This window comes from Posidoniimonas corsicana (assembly GCF_007859765.1).
Lineage (GTDB): Bacteria > Planctomycetota > Planctomycetia > Pirellulales > Lacipirellulaceae > Posidoniimonas > Posidoniimonas corsicana.
This window is the reverse complement of the sequence record NZ_SIHJ01000002.1, coordinates 618,384-637,151: the sequence shown is the minus strand read 5'-3', so window position 1 is coordinate 637,151 and position 18,768 is coordinate 618,384. Positions and strand designations below refer to the sequence as shown.

Below are 18,768 nucleotides of genomic sequence, written 5' to 3'. Positions count from 1 at the left end.
CTGCTGGGAATGGCGTGAAAGAAGGGCATGTGGAGAATGGGATCGCTGTTGGTAGCGTCGACTGACCGATCCGCTACGCGGGTGCGCGTAGCGCCTGTGATCTGCGCGGTGGTGTTCATTGCCGTGGCTGCGGCGCCGATGGCGGATGCGAGCCAGCCGCAGGTCCCGCGCCTTGCGTCGGAAGGTTCGCGGTACGTCGAGTATGCCATTGATAACCTGCCTGCCCACTTCCGTTCGGGCGAGGTGGCGGCGCTGGACAACACGCCGGCCGACAACCTGCTAACGGACGCGGGCGCCACGCTCGGCCGGGTGCTGTTCTACGACAAACGCCTGTCGCACGACGGCAGCACGTCTTGCGCCTCGTGCCACCAGCAGTCGACCGGGTTCTCCGACGCCAACAGGTTCAGCGAGGGCGTCGACGGCCACCTGACCGACCGGCACTCCATGGCGCTGGCCAACGGCGGCTACTACATCAGCGGCGCGGCGTTCTGGGACGAGCGCGCCGAGTCCCTCGAACAGCAGGCGTTGATGCCGATCGAGGACCCGCGGGAGATGGGCTCGTCACTCGAAGAGGTGGTCGAGAAGCTCGGCGCCACCAGGTTCTACCCGGCCCTCTTCGAGGCCGCCTTCGGATCGCCCGAGGTCACCCCGGACCGGATGGCCAAGTCGATCGCGCAGTTCGAGCGGGCGATGGTCTCCTACCAAGCGAAGTACGATCAGGCGTTCGCGCCCGGATCGACCGATCCCGACTTCGAGAGCGTGTTCACCCCCGACGAACTGGCCGGCCGGGAACTGTTCCACGGCGCCGGCAGGTGCGCTGGCTGCCACACCACCCACGCCCAGGTCGGCCAGCAGGCGACCAACGTCGGACTGGACGAGATTGTCGAAGACGAAGGGGCGGGGCAGGGCCAGTTCAAGACGCCGTCGCTGCGGAACGTCGCCGTGCGGGGGCACTTTATGCACGACGGCCGGTTCTCGACGCTGCAGGAAGTGGTGGAGTTCTACAACGAAGGGGTGCAGGACACGCCGGCGCTGGACCAGTCGCTGAGGGACCCGGTTGAGCTTGGCCTCGACGAGCAAGAGGTAGCGCAGCTTGTCGCGTTCCTCGAGACCCTCACCGACGAGGTGTTCCTCACCAGCGGCCTCTTCGCCGACCCGTTCTTCACGCTGCCGGGCGACTACAGCGGCGACGGCGTCGTCGACGCGGCGGACTATGTGATCTGGCGACAGGCTGTCGGTGGCGGCGGGACGCTCGCCGCCGACGGCAACGGCGACGCTGTGGTTGACGCAGCCGACTACACCGTCTGGCGGGACAACCTTGGCCGCACCTGGGAATCGCCCGCGGGCGGCAATCGTTCCCCGCACGCGGCGCCTGAGCCGAGCCTGCTGAAGCCCCTGCTGTTTGGCGTTGTGTGCTGGCGCCGCCGGAAGAGGGGGCCGCGTTAGCGAGCCCGGCGGAAGCCGCAGGCCATCGCGATCAGGCAGGCGAGGCCCGTGGCGACTGGTTCCGGGATGGTCGATCCGGCGTCCGTGGCGAGCGAGGCGCCGAAGTTGTCGCGCCAGACCAGGTAGTCCGACTGCTGGTACACGCCGCCCAGGCCATCGCGCCAGACAACGTAGTCGGCCGCGTCGACGACGCCGTCGCCGCTGTAGTCGCCCGGCAGGTACGAGATCGTCAGCCGCTGGTTGGCCGCCACTTGGCCCACCGTCTGCTTCGTGCCGTCCGGCCACACGACGCGTAGCTCTTCGATGGTCGCGGCGTCGGCCAGGCCGAAGTGCACCGGGAGGTCGCTCTGGTTGAAGGTGCCCGGGTTGGTGTTCGCCTCGCGGCGGAGCGTAGCGCCGGCGAGTTCGCCCTCGGCCACCTCGGCGTACACCGAGGCGCCCACGCCGGTCGTGTTGTAGGCAGGTCCGTCTAGTTCGACGTACAGCCAGTGGTTGCCGTTGGTTGAAGCGTCGCTGATGTAGACCCGCTCCGGGGTGGGGACGCCGTTGAGCGTGGAGTTGTTGGGCGTGATGAGGTCCTGATCGCCGTCCAGGTCCAGGTCGCCCCATGCGCTGTCGTAGGCGCCGGCGCCTACCGGCGCGCCGCCGGCCGCCGTATCGAGGCCCTCGATGGCGGTGACGTCGGTAAACTGCCAGCCGCCGTCGTTGCGGAACAGCCGCTGGTTGCCGTTGGCCGAAAGGTTGTCGTGGAAGTAGAGGTCGAGGTCCCCGTCGTTGTCGTAGTCGACGGCCTTGCTGCCGTTGAAGTCGACGCCGTTGGTGCTCAGCAGCTTGTGCCCGGTGATCGAGTCGACGTCGGTGAACTGGTTGCCGCCGTCGTTCCTCCAGATCTTGGTGTCGCTGCCGTCGGCGCCGGTCATGTAGAGGTCGAGGTCGCCGTCGTTATCCAGGTCGATGAACTCCGAGCCGTAGCTGTTGTCGTAGAACTGCGTGCCGTTGCTGTCCGCGATGTCGACAAAGCCGAGCGTGCCAGTCTCGACCAGCATGTTCTGGAAGAAGTTGTTGCGGATGTTGCCCGCGCTACGGCAGGTAGAGATATAGACGTCCAGATCGCCGTCGCCGTCGGTGTCGCCGATGGCCATGCCGTAGGCCTTGGTCCCGTGCGCTACCTGGAACCCGGTCTGGGCCCCCACCGGCGTAAAGCTGCCCGACGGACCCTGCAGGTAGACCTCGTGCCGTTCGAAGGGGCCCTCCATGCCAATCAATAGGTCGAGGTCGCGATCGTTGTCGATATCGGCCCAGCCCACGTTCTGGTGAAACCCCGGGTCGTTGAGCCCCGTTGAAGCGCTGACGTTGGAAAACCCCCACGGGTTGTTGCGAAGCACCGTGCCCGTGTTCCCCGAGCTGTTTGTCTGCCCGATAAAGACGTCCACAAGGCCGTCGCCGTTGTAGTCGGCCCAGGCCGAGCTCCAGGAGGAACTCAGCCCCGAGGGGAGCATGCTGGAGGTGATGTTCGTGAAGGCGGGGCTGCCCGAGCCGATGGTATTGTTGCGCCACAACTGACGGGCGGAGGAAGTCGAACCCTGGAAGTAGGCGTCGAGGTCGCCGTCGTTGTCAATGTCCGCCAGCGAGACGCTGCGGGCGGAGTAGTTGGCGCCACCCAGGATGGTGGCGCCCTGTTCGGTGAACGCGGCGTTGGCGCTACCGACGGTCGCAAACGCCAGGAACAATGGAACTACCCGTGACAGGCGCCACCCGCGGCGTCGGTTCTCGACTCTCATGACGGTTCCTCTCCTCCAACCGCGAGCAATGCCTGCTTACCCGGCCGCGCATGGCACGGGCCTCGCTCCGCCTGCCAGGGCCTTATTCTAATGCACACCCACCGGCGGCAAATGTTCCCCGCCACTCCGTTTTGCGCAGAAGGGCTCATTGTCTCCAACGGCGCGAGCAGTTCCACTCGGCGTCTCTCGGTCGACCGGAGAACTAGGGGGCCCGACGCAGCAGCCAGCCGCCTTTATGACTCTCTCCTGGGAACGATCAGACGGCCCCAATGAAGCCTTGCCGACGCGCTGTGCTAAGACGCGCAGTTTGTGAGGAACGGGAGATGTCGCGGAGGATTCAATATGTCACCAAAGGTGCCATTGCCCCTTGCGTTGGTGGTGGTCGGGTGTACACTATCACAGGTCTTGCCAGGAATCGCTCGTTGACCGGAGGCGATCCCCTCGCAAGACGCGGCAGACGGTAGCCGGGCCAACCCGTTGTGGGATATCCAGTGCCGTTAACCACGCATGAGGAGCGATGCGATGTCGGAAGAGCAACGATCCGGTCAAACTGTCAATCTGCCGGTAGATTCACGCCCGCGGTTCAGCCCCAGGCCGGCCGGCGCCTGGCAGCGCTGGTCATCACTTCGCGGCGACATCCTCCGCCACCTGCACTCGTGCGACTCCGCGGGCGCATCGGTGACGGTTGATCAGCTTGCCGAGCAACTCGACGAAGCGCTCGGGCTCGTGGAACGTCGCGCCGAGGAACTCGAGAGCCTACGGCTGGTCCGCTTCCACCCCGACCGGTGGATCGAACTCTACCCGGCGTCGCGCCAGATGTGCGGCTAGAGTTCGTCGAACGCCGCCTGGAGGCTGGCGCCCTGTTCTGCGTTGGCCATCGCGACGTAGGCGATCATCCCCTGCACCCAGCCGGTGAAGTTGGGGTGGTTGTCTCGGTTCTGGGCCTCTAGTCCCGTTTGCTTCGCGTTGTGCAGGATGGCCCGTAGCCGTCGGACTGTTTTTCGCGAGACGCCCACGCGGTCGTTCACCACCAGCCCGGTTACCGATTGCTGGGCGTTCTGGCGTTGCACCCGGGTCTTCTTGTGGTTGAGCTCGAAGCCTTCTTCTTGGGCGAGGTGTCTGAGGCGGGCGAGTAGCCAGCCAACCTTCGCGGCAGGCTCTCCCGACGCCGAGAAGGTTACGTCGTCGGCGTAGCGGGTGTACGTCCAGCCGAGGCCCCGCGCCATCCCGCCGAGCCGGCGGTCGAGCTTCCATGCGATCGCGTTCGACAGGCCTGGGCTGGTGCATGCGCCCTGGGGCAGGCAGCGGGGCCCGGTGGCGACCCACAGTGTCTGTCCGGCGTAGGTTACCTGCTGCCGTGGGCACTCGGTTGTGAGCAACGCCAAGATCGTCGCCACGGCGCCCGAGTAGCCTAGTCGGCGGAAGAAACCCTCCACGCGGTAAAAGGTGATCGATGGGAAGAAGTCCTTCAGGTCAGCATTCACCACCACCTGCTGACCGACGTGGGGCGTCGCGTTGCTGACCGTGCTGCGGCCGGCGACGAAGCCGTGCGCGGCGTCATCTACCCGGATCTTCGCGATGATGTTCTCCAGCACCCAACCCTGGGCGCGGCGGAGCTTCTGGTGCGGGGAGGCCAGTACGCGTACGCCGCCGCTCTTCTTGCGCGTGGTGAACTGCACGTAGTGGGTCCGCGTGGCCGCTTCAGTGTGGAACGCAAGCCAGCGCAGTTCGGCGATGTCCAGGAACCCCATCGCTTTAACCACGTCGGCGGGCGTGGCCATGACCGGCAGGCCGAACGAGCCGAGCAGGTCGGGGTAGGACTGGCGATCGGCCAGCCCGCGGGACACGCCCCTACCCAAGAACACGATGTCCGAGCGGCGGCGTTCCGCGATCTGTTCGGCACGCTCACGCTTGCGTTCGGCGGCGGCCGCTTTCTTCTCCGCCTTGCGTTGTTCGCGTTCCTGGCGGCTGCTGGCGGCCGCCTGCTCGGCGGCCTTGGCGCCGGCGCGGTGCGCGGCGTCGTAGTCGGGCCGCAGCCGGTCCATCTCGGCGCCGACGCGGTGGATGTCCGCCAGCTCCTCGGGCGTGACCAGCCCCTCGGCGACCATCATGCGGTCGATCAGCAGCGTGCGGGCGTCGTTGGCCGGGGGGATCCGGTCGGTCCGGTTTCCCCACACGAGTCGGCCGAACGAGCGGCTGAGCCGCTTGGCCTGCCCACGGGCGTCGTCGATCTCGAGCGGGGCGAACTGGCTGGCGTCCAACCCCTCGAGCCGCTTTGGGCCGCTCTGCCTCGGACGCGGTTGTTGTTCGGGCGCCGAGGATCTGACGGGCGGCGGGGCTGGGCTGGCGGCGCCGGCGGCGGGCGCGGTGGGTCGTCCCGACGATGCCCGGCCGAAGAGACCCGATAGCCAGTCGAACATGCCCATAGATGCAAGGCGCCCCTACGGGCGTTGACGATGAAAGTGGCGGGGCGGCCGGCTTCCCAACTTCACGGCTGCGGACCAAGGTCGTTCACTCAGGCCGGCAACGTTACCCCGTTCGCCGGTGAGCTGTGGCTCGTCTTGGCCGGCGCACGGGGTAACGTTGCCGGCTAACGAACAACGGCCTTGGGGAAGCAATGGTTACCAATCTCACCCGCGGCGTATCGCCGCAGAAAAGTCTTGGAAAGCCGGTCGCGCCCCACCGTTTGGATTGAATGTGCTGTTTAGTTGTCTGACCAGTTGACTAGGCGGTTGTACCATTGTGTCGTTGAGGCATCTTCTGACGAGTGCCTCGTCATCGCTAGGCTACGCAATGCTAGCAGGTGACGGCATGGCCCGCGACGGACCCCGCCGCGATGGTGGTGGCTGCACGAGCACTTGCCCCGTCGTACCACGCCGTCGCGATCGATGACCAGCTCCAACTCGGTTCGACGGTGCTTGCCGATCAGCACCTCCGCCCCGTCTTGACTCGGAGTACGGCTGACCAGCTCAACCTCTCCTGCACGTAGCAAGAGTTTCGACTCGGTCGCCTCTTGTGATGCCTCGCCTAGCTCCGCTGCGCCGAGCGGCATGTCCATCACCTGCCGCCAGCGGAACACGCCGGCCTGCAGGTCGTGGATCACCTGGCCCGCGAGGGCAAGCTGATTGAGCGTCGCGGCGCAGTCGCCCGGGTCGCAGAGCATGGCGGCCCGCAGCGCGTCGAACGACAACGCCCGCTCCCGCTGCAAGGCGGACACAGCCGACTCCAGCCGGTGTTGCTTCGCCTCCCCAGGGGGGGCGAGCAGGTCGAGCGACGACCCCCCGCTCCACTCGTTGGCGGTCCAGCCGCTCAGGCCAAGCGTCAGCCGCATCTCGCCCATCCGCGCGACCCAGAAGCTCGGCAGCCCGGTCCCCAGGAGGTAGACGTCAAACGCCTCGGCCAGCGGCAGCACCCGCGCCAGCGACAGCAATCGCCGCACGCCCCAGATGCGGACTGGTTCGGTTGCGCGTCCCTCGTAGGGGCCCGCGTGCGAGGTGATCCGCTCTTCCCAGGGCTCCAATGCAATGACTGGCGGGCGGCCCGGCGAGAGCTCGAACCGCATCGCTCGGGGGCTCGTCCGCGCCTTGTGGCGCCGCAGCCAGGCGAGCAGCGAGTAGACCGCGTCACGGGACAACGTGACCCGCCGCATCGGCAGCGTCATCGCCGCCTGGACCTGCATAAAGCCACGCAGCCATCCGTCGGGGAGGTCGATCTTCTCTTCCCGCCGCTCGCCGCCGCCCGCGGTCGTGGATTCGAAGCCCTCCGGGTCGACCTTCAACCGCGTCTCGCGGTAGCTGCGGAGTGTCTGAAAGTGGTCGTACAGGGCCCACGAATAGTCGACGTTGGTCGTGCCGAGTTGCGTTTGGGCGCTGGCGCCGAGCGCGTCGTCGCGGTCGAGCGTCAGGCAGCCGTAGCTGCTCTGATCCGCCGAGAAGCACTCGAAGAACGCCACGTCCGGGGCGACCGTCACCACGGGGTCGAGCGGCATCAGCATCCGCCACATCTCGCGATCGCGGGTCATCAGACGTTGGGTGAATTGTGTCCGCGCCCGCCAGTAGCGGCTCCGCTTCTGGTTGAACTCGGCCTCGAATTCGGGCGACAGGCTGTTGTTGGCGGCGAGCGCTTCCTGACGGGCCTGCTGGAAGGCGGTGGCCCTGACCTGCATCTCGCGTCGGCGCTGCTCCCGCCGCCAGGCTTCGTAGGCCTCGCGGTCTCGCGGCTTGTAGCGGAGGTCGTTGATGACGATGTCGTGCAGGGCGGAAACGGCTTCGCGGAACCTAATGGGGTGACGCAGCGCTGCGTCGAACGCAACCGCCTCGCGGTTGAGGTTGGGCGCCAGGCGGAGCGCCTGCGCGCCGCCGGCCGGGCGGCTCAGGACGCTGCGTCCGTGGTAGGCGACGGCGATGCTCATGCGGTCGCCTCCGCGGGGACGATCCGCAGTTCGGGGAGTAGTCGCTGGACCGCGTCCGCCAGAGCCGGTTCGGCGAGCGTCGAGCCTACCACCGCCGCGAGGGCGGCGCGCGACTCCGGCTTGCGGATGGACCGCGCCGCAACCGCCAGCACCGGCACAAGGTCGTCCGCCCGCTGGGGCGACTGCCTTAGGGCCGCCGCGAGCTGACGGACGGCGGCGAGTTTCTGGCGGCCACCGCGGTGGACGCCCAGCAGCACGGCGGTCCACACCGCGGTCAACCCGCCGCGGGCCTCGCCCGGCAGGTTCCGCTGCTCGAGCAGGTCGATCACCCGCAGCTTCAGCTCGTCGTACGGCGTTTCCAGCAGGCGGCAGAACAGCACCGGGTCGTCGCGCCCGGGGCAGTCGTCGGATTCGAGCCACGCCCACGCGCTGCGCCGAGCTGCGGGCCTGAGGCTGTCGAAGAACCTTGAGACGTGGTCGCGGTCGTACTCTTGCCGCGACCCGACGTAGCTTAATGCCCAGTCGGCTGCTTCCCCCGCCAAGGCGTCGCACGCGGTGTCCGCGAGGCGCGCGACCTGGTCGAGTTCGTATTCCGAGGCCGGGATTCTGGTCTTGAGTTCATTGAGGCCAAGCCTGGCGGCGGCGGACGGCTCGCGCACCGCCAGATCGACGCACTCTGAGAGGTTGAGGTCGCGGGTCGTTCCGCGTTCGCTCATCGCTGTACAGATGGCGGGCAAGGCGTTGGGGCCCGCCTCGTCGATCAGCCGCAGCCAGGTTTCGATGGGCAGCCGATCGATAGCCGGGTTGTCTTCGAGCAGCGTCTCGGCGAACCGCTGGACGTCGGGGTCCTCGCTGAGAATGAGCTCCAGCAGCACTTCGACTGGCAGGTTCGCGACACGCTCGGCGTGGTGTCGCTCGGTGAGCTGCATCGCCCAGACACGCACCAGTCGGCTACGCGAGCGCCGGGCTAGGTCTATGAGCACGTCGAACGCGGCCGGTGCCTGCCAGTGCTCTGGGCGCCGGGGCGCCGCGGTCAACTGCGACAGGCTGCCGCCTTCGGCGAGCGTGACGCGGTCGCGTCCAAACCGCAGCGCGGGGTGCTCGCCGAACGCGGCTTGCAGCAGCGTGCGGCTGTCGAGTATCCGCGGGCCGGTGTCGAGGTCGTCGTCGGTGTAGGCGAGGAGCAGCTCACGGCAGGCGGTGAGGTAACGCTCGGCGCCCTGCCTTGCGAGCCGCTTGTAGTAACGCCACGCCCGCCGCTGCAGGTAGTAGCGGGTTGCGTACGAGAAGTAGATCGCGTCCACGGGTGGCGGGGGGAGGTGGAAGGTCACCGGCTGGCCGGTAAACGGGTTGATCCCCTCTCTTGTCCGGGCCGCGGTGTTGGGGAGCTTGCCGCACTCGGCCTCGAGGTACTCCTCGGTCCAGAATGCACGGCTCCGCCAGTCGTAGCAGTTGCGCGTGCTCACTCGGTGACGCACCAACCGATCGAACAGCGACGCGGCGGCGGCCAGCACTTGGTCGTCGCCATCCTCTTCGGCCTGTTTGAACAGGCGTTTGACGATTGGCTGGTGCCCCACGCGGTCGGGATCAAGGCGGAAAAATAGCAGCTTCTGTTCGTGAGCCCAGGGTCGTGGGTCGACCTTCCACGCGTCGGCAAGCGGGGCAATCAGCTCGGCGTCCGTCACGTCGCGGAGCGCGTTCAGGAATCGATCGTCCTCCGCAGAGAAGTACTCTTCCGCCAGCTGCAGAGCTTGTTGGGGATCGCCGGACGCCACTGCCGTTCCTTGGTCGAAGAGTTTCGAGCGACGCCGCCGAGTATCAAGCCCTGCGCAGTAGGTGTCAAGTATTTACTTCGAAGTGGGACACGACGCCGCTTTCCGAGACGACAGCGAACTGATCCGTGGCGGGCAGCGCAAGGAGGGCGGCTGGCCGCCCGTGCTGGTAACGCTGATCGCCCAGCGGGGCGAGCCAACGTCGCTCGTCCTGCCGCCCGCGTGGCTGCCACACCGCGACGCGGCTGTCGTCGGCGGCGACCACGAACCCGCCTCGGATGATCAGCGTCAGCGGGTGGTCCATGCCCTCGGCGAACGAAGTTACGTGACCGGCGAAACCTACCCTCACAAGAGCGGCGCCCGACTCCAGCGACACGCACACCTGTTGGGCCGCGTAGGGCCCGCCGCCGGCCATGGCGGTGATGCGAGTAGGAAACTCCTCGATCGTGTCTACCTGGCCGCCCTGCACGCTTGCCAGACTGGCGCCAATGCCCAGGACCAACCGCCTGCTGGTGGCGCACATCGGGACCGGAGTGGCGACCTCGTCCCAAGGCAGGTCGGCCGACTGCAGCAGTGACTGGGACGAAACGACGACCCCGTCGCGGTCGACACAGACCACCACCGGGTCATCACGATCCTCAATGGTCCAGGTTTGACCAAGCGTGCCCGCGGCCGATCCCCACACTAGGCCGACGCCTCGCGGAGTCCCGACGTCGGCGACGACGCGACCGTTATCGTTGAACTCAATCGCCGGCACGGGCGTCAGCGGCGGCTCACCAACCGCAATGAGGTGCACTTGGTGGTCGGATCCATGCAGGAGCAGCAACGCATCCGAGCGTGTGGGGACTCCGCTCCACGGACGGGTGGTCCTCGCGTTGCGTCCGTCGAGGTCGCTCTGCGATAGCACGATCCGTCCGTCGGCGACCCCGGCCACGATGAGTTGGTCGCCAGCGATCGTCGCGGCGCGCCAGGAGGCATCGCACGGCAGCTCGAACTGGCTGAGGAGTGTTAGCTTGTTGTCGCGAGGGCGAGGCCGCTGTGGTGGCTGGGCCGGCGCCGCCGCCGGAGGCACCTGACCGTGGAATCGTTGAACGTCCCGTGGCAGGAGTGTGTCTTCCGGGTGCAGCCGCGTGTAGACCCGGGTCAGCCGGCGGGCCTCATCGGCGCCGGAGAACTGTAATCGAGTGACTACGATGGCCCCTGCACGGCCCATGGCATGCTGTTGCACGGCTGCTTCTGGGTATTGGGTGCAGGCGTCGGCCAGCAATTCAGCGACCTCGGCGTGCCTACCCAGGGCGGACGCCTGCTCGAACAGGAAGTCGATCCGCGACGCGGACTCCTCGTGGCGGCCAAGCCGCGCACGGATGCCGAAGCCGGCCTTAACGCACCGAGCGGAATGGCTGGTGTGGGGCCAGCCGTCGTCGAGCACGCTGAGGGCCAGGTCGGCGTCGCACAGTTTCTCGACGTACAGCCGCGCTGCCCCGACCAGGTCGTGCTTGTCACGCAACTCGTCCGCCGCCGCGTGGTAGGCCTGGCGGGCCTCCTCCAACCGATCGATGTGCGCGAGCAGGTCGCCAACCTTCTCGTGGTGGCCCAGCTCTCGGTAGGCCTCGATTGCTTCGTTCCACAGCTCACCGCGTTCCAGGCACTCTGCTGCAGCCTTTGGGTTGCGCAGCTGTTCGCTGTAGAGCACAGCCGCCTCGCGGAAGTGTTTGCCCCGCTCTAGTGCTGAGGCGGCGGAGCGGAAGTCGCCTAGCAGCTGCGCGAAGATGTAGGCGGCACGCCGGAAACGTCCCAGACGCATCTCTCGGTCGGCCAGATCGCGGTACCGCTGGATGAGCTGCTGCTGGTGCTCGTAGGAGAGCTCCCACACGTCCGCGGGGCCGCCTCCACCCAGCCCGCCGAGACTGAAGTTGACGTCTCGCCTGCCAAGGCTGCCGCCGGCGGCGCCGATACCCCGGTGGGCGTCGCCGCCGAAGGGGATGGCGTACCGGAGTCCCTCATCGGGGTTGTCTTGCAGCATGTTCAGCAGGCGTGATACCTCACGGTTTCTAGTCGCCTGCAAGGATCGCGACACCCCCTGCATCATCTTCTGCGCTAAGTCCCCCAGGGCGCCGAGCGAACCACCGCCGGCCGATCCAGCGGCGCCGCCTGCGCCGGTAGTTGGCAGAGCCGCCTTCAATGCCGAGAGGGCTTTCGCCATTCCCAGTAGGGGTAGTGCCGCCGCAACGATCGCTGCCCGTTGCACCGCCCCCGCCGCCCCGGACAGCGGCTCGTTTGGCGTTTTGGGGAGGTTGGCGATCTGGTCCGAATCCTGCCCGATGTCGTCGCGGCCGACGTCGAGGATGCTCTGAGCGGAGGGAGGGTTGAGCGGCAGCAGTTCGGCGATCCGGCTCGGGAACGCGAAACCCGGTTCGGCGAAGGTCCAGTTGGCGTCGTCAACGTGGAGCGGCGCGATCAGGTCGGGCAGTGTCAGCACCCTCCCAGGCTCCACCTCGGTCAGACCCCGCCCCGGCACAAACACAAACAGGCCTTCGGAGGGGAACAGATTCTGAAGCTCGCTATCGGTTGGCGGCGGCGCCAGCTCAGCGTCGACCGGCAGGTAGACGCCTTCTCCGATTCTGCCGAAAGGAACGCAGTTTGCGCTCGCCGCGAACCCGCCGTCCGCAGGGATGACGAGCACCCCGTCGGCGGCCGTCGGAGACTCGCCGGCGATGGGCACAACACGCACCTTGGCCTGGTCGACCGGCCACCGCGTGATCTCCGCGAGCCAGTCGCTGGCGTCGCCGCCCGGGAGGTACCAGGCGGAGGTCGGGAGGGGGCGGGACCCGCGGCGGCGGATGGTGATCTCAAGTTGCGGCACGGATCCCCTCGGCGAACGGGGTGATCGCTTCGCGCATGACCTGTCGGCTCGACGCGCGGGGGACCATCGGATCGTCGTCGGCAGGCAGGAAGTAGTTCTTGCCGAACACGCCAGCCGCTGTGCTGCCGGCCTGCGCGTTGCACCACCCGGTCAGCTCGCCCTCGGCGAGCACCAGCGACACCTCGGGCAGCGAGGCGTCGCCCGGCATCAGGTGCAGCAGGCCGCGGGAGTCTAGTACCGCTCGGCTGCCGTCGGGCCAGCGGGCCTCAGACAAGCGGAACCGGAACGGGGCGCCGTCGAGTTGGGTGAACGCTGCCGCATCGCCGAAGTCGTCTTCGAGCCGCTCGGTGACGAACAAGGGGCTGTTATTGCGCACCGACACAATGAAGCCCCGGCTTTTTGTGTCCAGCAAGGTCAGCCGGCCCCGACGATCAACCCCGATCGAGACAAACCGGTTGCGGCACGTGTGCACCTGGGCGATCCGGTCGACCCGGCCGTCGGTCCCGTCGGGGTTGTCTTCTTCGACCCTCTTGGTCTCAAGGTCGACGCGGTAGCGGCGTGTGACGCCATTGCTGGTGCTCCACACGCCCACGCACTCACCGTCGGGCGAGGTCCAGCGGAGCTTCCATTCGGCGCGACTCGACTGGCGCTGGATGTGAGCAGGCGCGTGGCGAGTGCACCGCACGAGGATCTCTCCGTCGAGGACCCGAAAGACAACGCCGGATGAGTTCAGGGCGACAGGGCCGTCGACGCCTACCACATCCCACAGATCGACGCGGTGGGTCGGAGCGCCTTCGAGTGTCTCGTGGACGGTCACCTTGTCGAGGGAGGGGGCGTCGCCCGTGTGGGACAACGCCATGTGGCCGGCGCTGCCTGGGATTCGGAAGTAGCGGCCGTGCGCGGAGTCCAGGTACCGTGGCAGCGTGGTCGACCCGGTGCTCTCACCGCTAGTCAGGCCGATGGCATGCACCTCACCTTCTCTAATCACCATCAACGCCCCGTTGTGCATAACGACCCCCGCCGCGTCCGCGGGGTGGATCCGTAAGCACCGGACCGAGCGGCGAACGAGATCGGCGTGCACCAGGTGCAGGTCGTGCTTGGTCCCGCAGACAAAGCTCGTCATCCCCTGCAGGCAGTTGGGGGAGGCCCACCAAAGGGCGCCACGCGGAACCTGGTCGCTCAGCTGCACGGCGCCGCGCCCACGCTCGGTCCAACGCATCAACCGTCCGTCCTTGGTGACCGCCAAGGCCCCCCAGCCCGCGAGGAACCAGCTCCTCGCGGACTGAAGCTGGTGCGGCATCCGCAGCGGGAACGCGCCCTCGCGGAAGATCGCGGGCAGGTGGTCAGCATCCCGCGGGCGGTGCAGGGGGGGGCTGTCTTCGAGAAGCGTGTTGGGGTCGACCCGCACCAGTCGCACGGTGCGCTGGCCACGCAACCGGCGTTCGATCAGTCGAAACTCTCCCCCACGGCTGACGGTGGCAACGTAAACCCGGTCAGCCGACAACGCCCGCAGCGAGGCCTTCATTTGCTCGTCGCCCCACGACTCGGCGGGCATGATGAGGATTGCTTCAGTCGATTCTTGCGCCTTGTCGACCTTATCGCCGAACGCTGGGATCGACTCCGACAGGTTCGGCGCCGTACCTAAGGCGCCGAGGTGGGCGACCAGGCCGCTCGTCGTGGAAAGATCGACCTCGCGCAATTCGGTCCCCTCGCCCCGCCAGGCCTTCAGGCTGGCCGACTTGGGGGTGCTGGCGGCGAAGGCTAACGCGGCGGCGGCCGCCAGCACACGGGGGGTTCCCCATGCCCGGACGCCCGAGTCGATGAGCAATTCGCGCCGCACTCGCGGCGTGCTGGGCGGCGTCTCGCGGTGCAGGTACATCGCCTCGTTCATCGCCACCCGAACCGCTAGGGTGAGCCCGTCCTGGGCCAGCTCGCTGAGGAGCAGCCGGTCGGGGTCGCCGCGGTTGGTGATGTCGGAGAAGCCGCCGGTCTCCTGGTGGTGGGCGTCGGTCAGCCGTCGCGGGAGCGACGCGCTGGACAGCAACCGGCTCGCAACGCGGGACACGCCGGCGTACTCGGGGTGCTCGAGCAATTCAGCGATGACCCGGCGGGCCGCCTCGCAGGGGGGGACTTCCTCGACCGGCGCCTCGATGGGCGCGGGCGCAGGCAGGGCGTTGAGGCCGGTCTCCATGCGCAGCCGCACCGATTCAGGCGAAACCTGCCCGAGGCCCTTGGACAGCTCCGCCAAGTCAGCCATCAGCGAGAGCCCAAGCTCTTCGAGCGAGGCGGTGTCCTGCAGCGCTGCATCGAGCAAAGCTGTAAGCCCCGGCCGCACGGCGGACGCAACGGCCTGTGACTCTGGCTTCGCAACGGCCGGTGGGCCAGCGAAGACGATCTCCGCCAAGGCGGCCTTCGCCTCTGGGCTCGAGCGCAGCGACGAGTCCAGCGCCCGCACCTTGTGCAGTCCGGCGAGGGCGTCACTTAGCAGCGTTGTAGCCGAAGCGTTGCGTTGATCACTCTTTTGGAAGGCCGCGTCAACCACGCCTGCCAACAAGCCGGCCTCGCTGCCGTCGGTCGCCCAGTTCTTTCGCGTGGCGGCGAGGAGCAGCAGCAGTGAACCGAAGCGGGGGAGCCCGTGCGGCGCCAGGTGGTTCAGGGTGACCGTGGCCTCCTCGAGGAACGTGATGGTCTTCCCGTCGCCCCAGGCGATCACCTTGCCGTCGTCCTCCCACCGCCAGAACGACTCGCGCCCTGCCTGGAAGTACTCTCTTATGAACTGGTCATTCGCCGCCATGCGGGGCCCCCAGCTGCCTGACAGAGGACCTCGACGCGCCAACAAAGCAATCGCCTGCTACCAGCTGGTGCACGCCGCTAGGGCGTAGCAGCAGGTAGTCGCCTGGGTTGAGCTTCCAGGCTTCACACAAAACACGTGCGTCGAGCCTCGGCATCCAGTGGTAGCCGACCGGCGCCGCGACGCCGTGCTGCACATGAAAGAGCTCCGCGCGGAGCGGAGGAAGGGGCTTGCCAACGATCACGACTTGCGAGTCGCTGGCCGCGTAGGACAGGCGGTCAAGCCGGACCCGCGGCGCCGTTTCTACGTACTTCGCCCACGCGGCACGAGACGCCAGCGCCAAGCCTGCGGTTGTGACCTCCGACGATCGCGCAAGCGACACAGCCGCCACCGGCGTCGGCGCGGCGTACCTGCTGGCGGGTCGAGCGAGGGCGAGCCACGCGTCGAGCGGTCTCCACTCCCCGTCGCGAACGTGCCCGCGCGGCACTCCGGCGCCGACGGCTAGCAGCTGGTCGCCTGCATAGACTTGGTAGACCCGGCACCCGAGCACCTCTCGCAGGCGGCGCTCAACCATGGGCGTAAGCGCAGGGCCGCGCAGCCACAACCGGCGGTCGGACGCGGAGTTGACCTCAACGCCGGGGATGCCGCGGAGCGTGGCGAGCCGCGCCAGACCGCTCAGCGGCGCCTCGGCGCACCAGCCGGACGCTACGGTGCTGAGTCGAGCCTGGCCCATAGTTCATTCACCTGGTTCTCGATGAAGGTCCGTTGCTGCGCGTCGGGCACCCACTGGCAGCGGGCCGCCAGCAGCGTCAGCCGATCCCTCGCAACGCTACGTTCGACGCCGCCGGCGCGCTCGATCATCTCGGCGAGCACGGACAGGTCGGCGTGCAGTTGCTCGGGGTCGGGAGCCTCGCCGACCTGAGAGCGGGGGTGGCCAAGCGCCCGTTCTTCGTCGTCTGCTGCGTCGACCGCTTGGGAAACTAACGCCGCGAGCACCTCCTGCTCGTCCTCGGTGTCCCAGATGTACCGGAGCACCCACAGGTCGGTGCGGTTCGCGTCGAGCCTGCCGCACAGCAGGGCGCTAGCCGCGACCAGCCGCTGGAGCTTTACCGCCCGACGGTCCGAGACCCGGATGCCGGCGCCGCGGAGCTTGATCACCAGGTCGCAGTACGCGGGCAGGACCTGTTCGATGGACACCTGCGGCGTCAGCCGGTGCAGCCTCCGCAGATCGTCTGCTCGCAGCCCGCTGGTCGGCGCCTCCTGATTCGAAGATTGCGAGTCGAGGCGCCAACCGGCGTTCAGCACTTCCCGCAAGCTCTCATCGGGGACGTTGACGCAGTTCACGCGAATCAAGAACCGGTCGAACAAGGCCCCCAGCGCCTCGTCCTCGGGCAGGTGGTTGCTGGCGCCGACCACCATCAGGGTGGGCAGCGGCCGAGTCTCGCGGCCCCTGCGGAACACGCGCTCGTTGAGCACCAGCAACAGGCTGTTAAGGATCGCGCTGTTGGCGTTGAGCAGCTCGTCGAGGAACACGAAGTCCGCCTCGGGCAGCATGCCTTCGGTGTTGGTCTGCAGCTCGCCGTCGCGTAGCTTGCGGATGTCAAAGGGGCCGAAGATCTCGTTGGGCTCGGTGAAGCGGGTGAGGAGGTAGTCGAACACCCGCCCGTCGATCCGCGACGCCAACGCCTGCACCAGCGCGCTCTTCGCCGTTCCGGGCGGGCCGAGGAGGAACAGGTTTTCCCGCGCGGTCAGACAGAGGCCCAGCAGGTCAATGATCTCATCCTTGCCGACAAAGCTCTGCTTGAGCGGCTCGAGCACGTCGGCGCGGAGCGCGTGCCCGAGCCGGTGCGCGTCCGGCTCAATCGATTCACTCACTTGTCTGGGCCTCTTCGGGTTCGCGGGTAGGGGAGAGGTTGCTGGCGACCTTTGGGCAGAGCTCCAGATGGTCGCCCAGGGCGGCGGCGACCGCGTCCCGCACGGGGTCTTCGCGCAGCCGATCGACGTCCGCGGTAGCCAGGACGCGATCAACATAAACGGACGCTAACGCCGGGCAACCTAGCACGACACGCGAGTCGACCTCGCCCACCCCAGGGACTCCAACCGACGACAGCGGCCACTCTCGCGCCCACCGCATCAGCTGCCCTACTAGAGGATCGTCGCTGGCGGCCGAATTGGCAAGCTTGACCAACGCGGGGAGGAACCGAAACACCAGATCGACGGAATAGTGGTGTGACGGCTCACTCCGATCCGGCTCGCTTGGCAGCTCACCCTCTAGGGCGTCGGCCGTGAAGTCGCGGTGCAATGCCAGCGAGCAGGCCAAGTAGAACGCCGCCGCCGACCACCGCACGGCGGGCTCGTCAATTCGCGGTGCATTGCCGGGCGTCTCCAAACGGTACCCCTGCTCGAACTGCACCACCACGCGTGCGGCCTCGTCGATGTCGGAGTCAGACAACGGCGCAGGCTGGTCGACGCGAAGGGGATCGCCATCGAGCAAGGCGGATACGAAGGTGGAGAGCGGGGATGCAGGCATTGCCGCGTCGATTCCGGGGTGTGGCCTGCCGCTGATCCTACCGTACCTTGTCGACTGCGACGAACGCATTTGCCGAGATTATGCTTGGCGGTGGTCGTGGGGCAGCACCTAGTGCTCGCTACGGCACACATCCAGCAGAGCGATCAACCGGACGACAGGCACGAAGTGCATCGAAGCATTATTCGTCAACACTCTGGTCGACGGCCTCTTGCCTGCCGTGATAGAGTCTTGCAAGCTTCAGCATTAGTTCTTCTAGCTGGGCGAAGTACTCCGATTCGTCCATCGTAACCTTTTGCTCACGCAGAGTCGCCAATTGTCTTTCGAGGTTGTCCCGCTGATCACGCGAATTGCGGGGCATGTTGGCTTCGCGGCTGCTGGGTAGCAGGTGGACCTGGTGGGCGCGAGTTCCGTCGAGTTCAGCGCCGGACTCGGCACGCTGCGTTGCCCGTAGCCCGCGAAACCAGCTGGCCGGCGTCCCGAGCCCGTCGCCGTTGTCGTCCAGCAGCGCGTGCTCCGTGACGAGGCGGTCGTCGTTCTCGTAGTACTCGTTCACGCGGCGGCACGCGGTCAAGTACGCCTCGAGCAGTGAGACCTGGTCGTCCTTGTCGAGGTCGGCCGCAGGGTCGGTGATGGCGTCGGCCAAGAAGCCGCCGAACCGGGCGAAGTTCAGCTCGAAGCCGCTCTTGGCGGCGGATATGACGACGCGGTCTTCTGCCGCCAGGACGTTGACGAACGGCCCGCTCGATGATGCGCAGTTGATGATTACCGTGGGGGTGTCGAGTGGAGTAACCCAGTCGGACAGTTCGGCGGCCGTGACGTCGGGGCCTCTGAGATTGAACTTCGCCGCTGTGCCGTCGTAGGTTCCGTGCCCCAGCAGCACAATCCAAAGCAGTTCACAATCGGGGCGGCCGCCTGCCTCGAGCGTGTTTCTTAGCTGCTGGCGATCACTTGATTCTGCCTTGGACCTCCCGATCTGAACGATGTTGGCGCCGGCCCGCTCCGCGGCGTCGCGCCACTTGTCCGCCCAGGTGGTGAACATACTGCCGTACTCCTCGGCGCCGGCGGCGCCAACGACGAGTATCACATCCTGTCGACGCTCATTGGGCTCGGCGCCAGCGCTGAGGGCAGGAGTGGCCGCGAGCAGCCCGGCAATCAGTCGGAGGGTGACGCCCAT

12 protein-coding genes are annotated in these 18,768 nt (G+C 67.3%); 2 read left to right on the top strand and 10 right to left on the bottom strand.

The features are described from left to right. Positions 1 to 81 precede the first annotated feature (81 nt). Positions 82 to 1,446 carry a cytochrome c peroxidase gene (locus tag KOR34_RS18600; RefSeq protein WP_197531574.1) on the top strand — a complete coding sequence of 455 codons (1,365 nt, stop codon included), beginning with the start codon at positions 82 to 84 and terminating at the stop codon, positions 1,444 to 1,446. On the opposite strand, the gene KOR34_RS18595 is transcribed toward KOR34_RS18600, so the two are convergent. Continuing rightward, complete coding sequence (locus KOR34_RS18595; RefSeq protein WP_146566958.1) at positions 1,443 to 3,227, bottom strand: CRTAC1 family protein; 1,785 nt, start codon at positions 3,225 to 3,227, stop codon at positions 1,443 to 1,445. The two genes, KOR34_RS18600 and KOR34_RS18595, sit on opposite strands and share 4 nt — an antisense overlap. Positions 3,228 to 3,749: 522 nt before the next feature. On the opposite strand from KOR34_RS18595, the gene KOR34_RS18590 reads away from it, so the two are divergent. Next, positions 3,750 to 4,055: a hypothetical protein gene (locus KOR34_RS18590; RefSeq protein WP_146566956.1), complete on the top strand. Its 306-nt coding sequence runs from the start codon at positions 3,750 to 3,752 to the stop codon at positions 4,053 to 4,055. Here the strand turns inward: KOR34_RS18590 and KOR34_RS18585 are convergent. From KOR34_RS18585 to KOR34_RS18550, 9 genes are all read right to left on the bottom strand, one after another. Next, a complete protein-coding gene (locus tag KOR34_RS18585) occupies positions 4,052 to 5,488 on the bottom strand; it encodes a reverse transcriptase family protein (RefSeq protein ID WP_197531573.1) in 1,437 nt (478 codons plus the stop codon). The two genes, KOR34_RS18590 and KOR34_RS18585, sit on opposite strands and share 4 nt — an antisense overlap. A 443-nt stretch (positions 5,489 to 5,931) precedes the next feature. Beyond that, positions 5,932 to 7,638 (bottom strand): metal-binding protein, encoded by a 1,707-nt coding sequence (locus tag KOR34_RS18580; RefSeq protein ID WP_197531572.1) that lies wholly within the window; start codon positions 7,636 to 7,638, stop codon positions 5,932 to 5,934. Beyond that, a complete protein-coding gene (locus KOR34_RS18575) occupies positions 7,635 to 9,413 on the bottom strand; it encodes a hypothetical protein (RefSeq protein ID WP_146566952.1) in 1,779 nt (592 codons plus the stop codon). The genes KOR34_RS18580 and KOR34_RS18575 overlap by 4 nt, the downstream gene beginning before the upstream one ends. A gap of 64 nt (positions 9,414 to 9,477) precedes the next feature. Then, entirely contained in the window at positions 9,478 to 12,273 is a 2,796-nt protein-coding gene (locus tag KOR34_RS18570; protein WP_146566950.1) for a hypothetical protein, read from the bottom strand. Next, the gene (locus KOR34_RS18565; RefSeq protein ID WP_146566948.1) at positions 12,260 to 15,067 is read right to left on the bottom strand and encodes a hypothetical protein; all 2,808 of its coding nucleotides are present in this window, start codon (positions 15,065 to 15,067) and stop codon (positions 12,260 to 12,262) included. Before KOR34_RS18565 ends, KOR34_RS18570 begins: the two co-directional genes overlap by 14 nt. Then, positions 15,054 to 15,797 (bottom strand): hypothetical protein, encoded by a 744-nt coding sequence (locus KOR34_RS18560; RefSeq protein WP_146566946.1) that lies wholly within the window; start codon positions 15,795 to 15,797, stop codon positions 15,054 to 15,056. The genes KOR34_RS18565 and KOR34_RS18560 overlap by 14 nt, the downstream gene beginning before the upstream one ends. After that, positions 15,770 to 16,939 carry an AAA family ATPase gene (locus KOR34_RS18555; RefSeq protein WP_197531571.1) on the bottom strand — a complete coding sequence of 390 codons (1,170 nt, stop codon included), beginning with the start codon at positions 16,937 to 16,939 and terminating at the stop codon, positions 15,770 to 15,772. Before KOR34_RS18555 ends, KOR34_RS18560 begins: the two co-directional genes overlap by 28 nt. After that, positions 16,932 to 17,594: a hypothetical protein gene (locus KOR34_RS26835; protein ID WP_197531570.1), complete on the bottom strand. Its 663-nt coding sequence runs from the start codon at positions 17,592 to 17,594 to the stop codon at positions 16,932 to 16,934. Before KOR34_RS26835 ends, KOR34_RS18555 begins: the two co-directional genes overlap by 8 nt. Before the next feature lie 178 nt (positions 17,595 to 17,772). Then, positions 17,773 to 18,768, bottom strand: coding sequence for a hypothetical protein (locus tag KOR34_RS18550; protein ID WP_146566942.1), 996 nt, complete (start codon positions 18,766 to 18,768; stop codon positions 17,773 to 17,775).

What these genes read in the sequence shown, in the direction of transcription:
- KOR34_RS18595 (WP_146566958.1), bottom strand. Translation starts at nt 3,227, where the DNA reads ATGAGAGTCGAGAACCGACGCCGCGGGTGGCGCCTGTCACGGGTAGTT.
- KOR34_RS18590 (WP_146566956.1), top strand. Translation starts at nt 3,750, where the DNA reads ATGTCGGAAGAGCAACGATCCGGTCAAACTGTCAATCTGCCGGTAGAT.
- KOR34_RS18580 (WP_197531572.1), bottom strand. Translation starts at nt 7,638, where the DNA reads ATGAGCATCGCCGTCGCCTACCACGGACGCAGCGTCCTGAGCCGCCCG.
- KOR34_RS18565 (WP_146566948.1), bottom strand. Translation starts at nt 15,067, where the DNA reads ATGGCGGCGAATGACCAGTTCATAAGAGAGTACTTCCAGGCAGGGCGC.
- KOR34_RS18560 (WP_146566946.1), bottom strand. Translation starts at nt 15,797, where the DNA reads ATGGGCCAGGCTCGACTCAGCACCGTAGCGTCCGGCTGGTGCGCCGAG.
- KOR34_RS26835 (WP_197531570.1), bottom strand. Translation starts at nt 17,594, where the DNA reads ATGCCTGCATCCCCGCTCTCCACCTTCGTATCCGCCTTGCTCGATGGC.
- KOR34_RS18550 (WP_146566942.1), bottom strand. Translation starts at nt 18,768, where the DNA reads ATGGGCGTCACCCTCCGACTGATTGCCGGGCTGCTCGCGGCCACTCCT.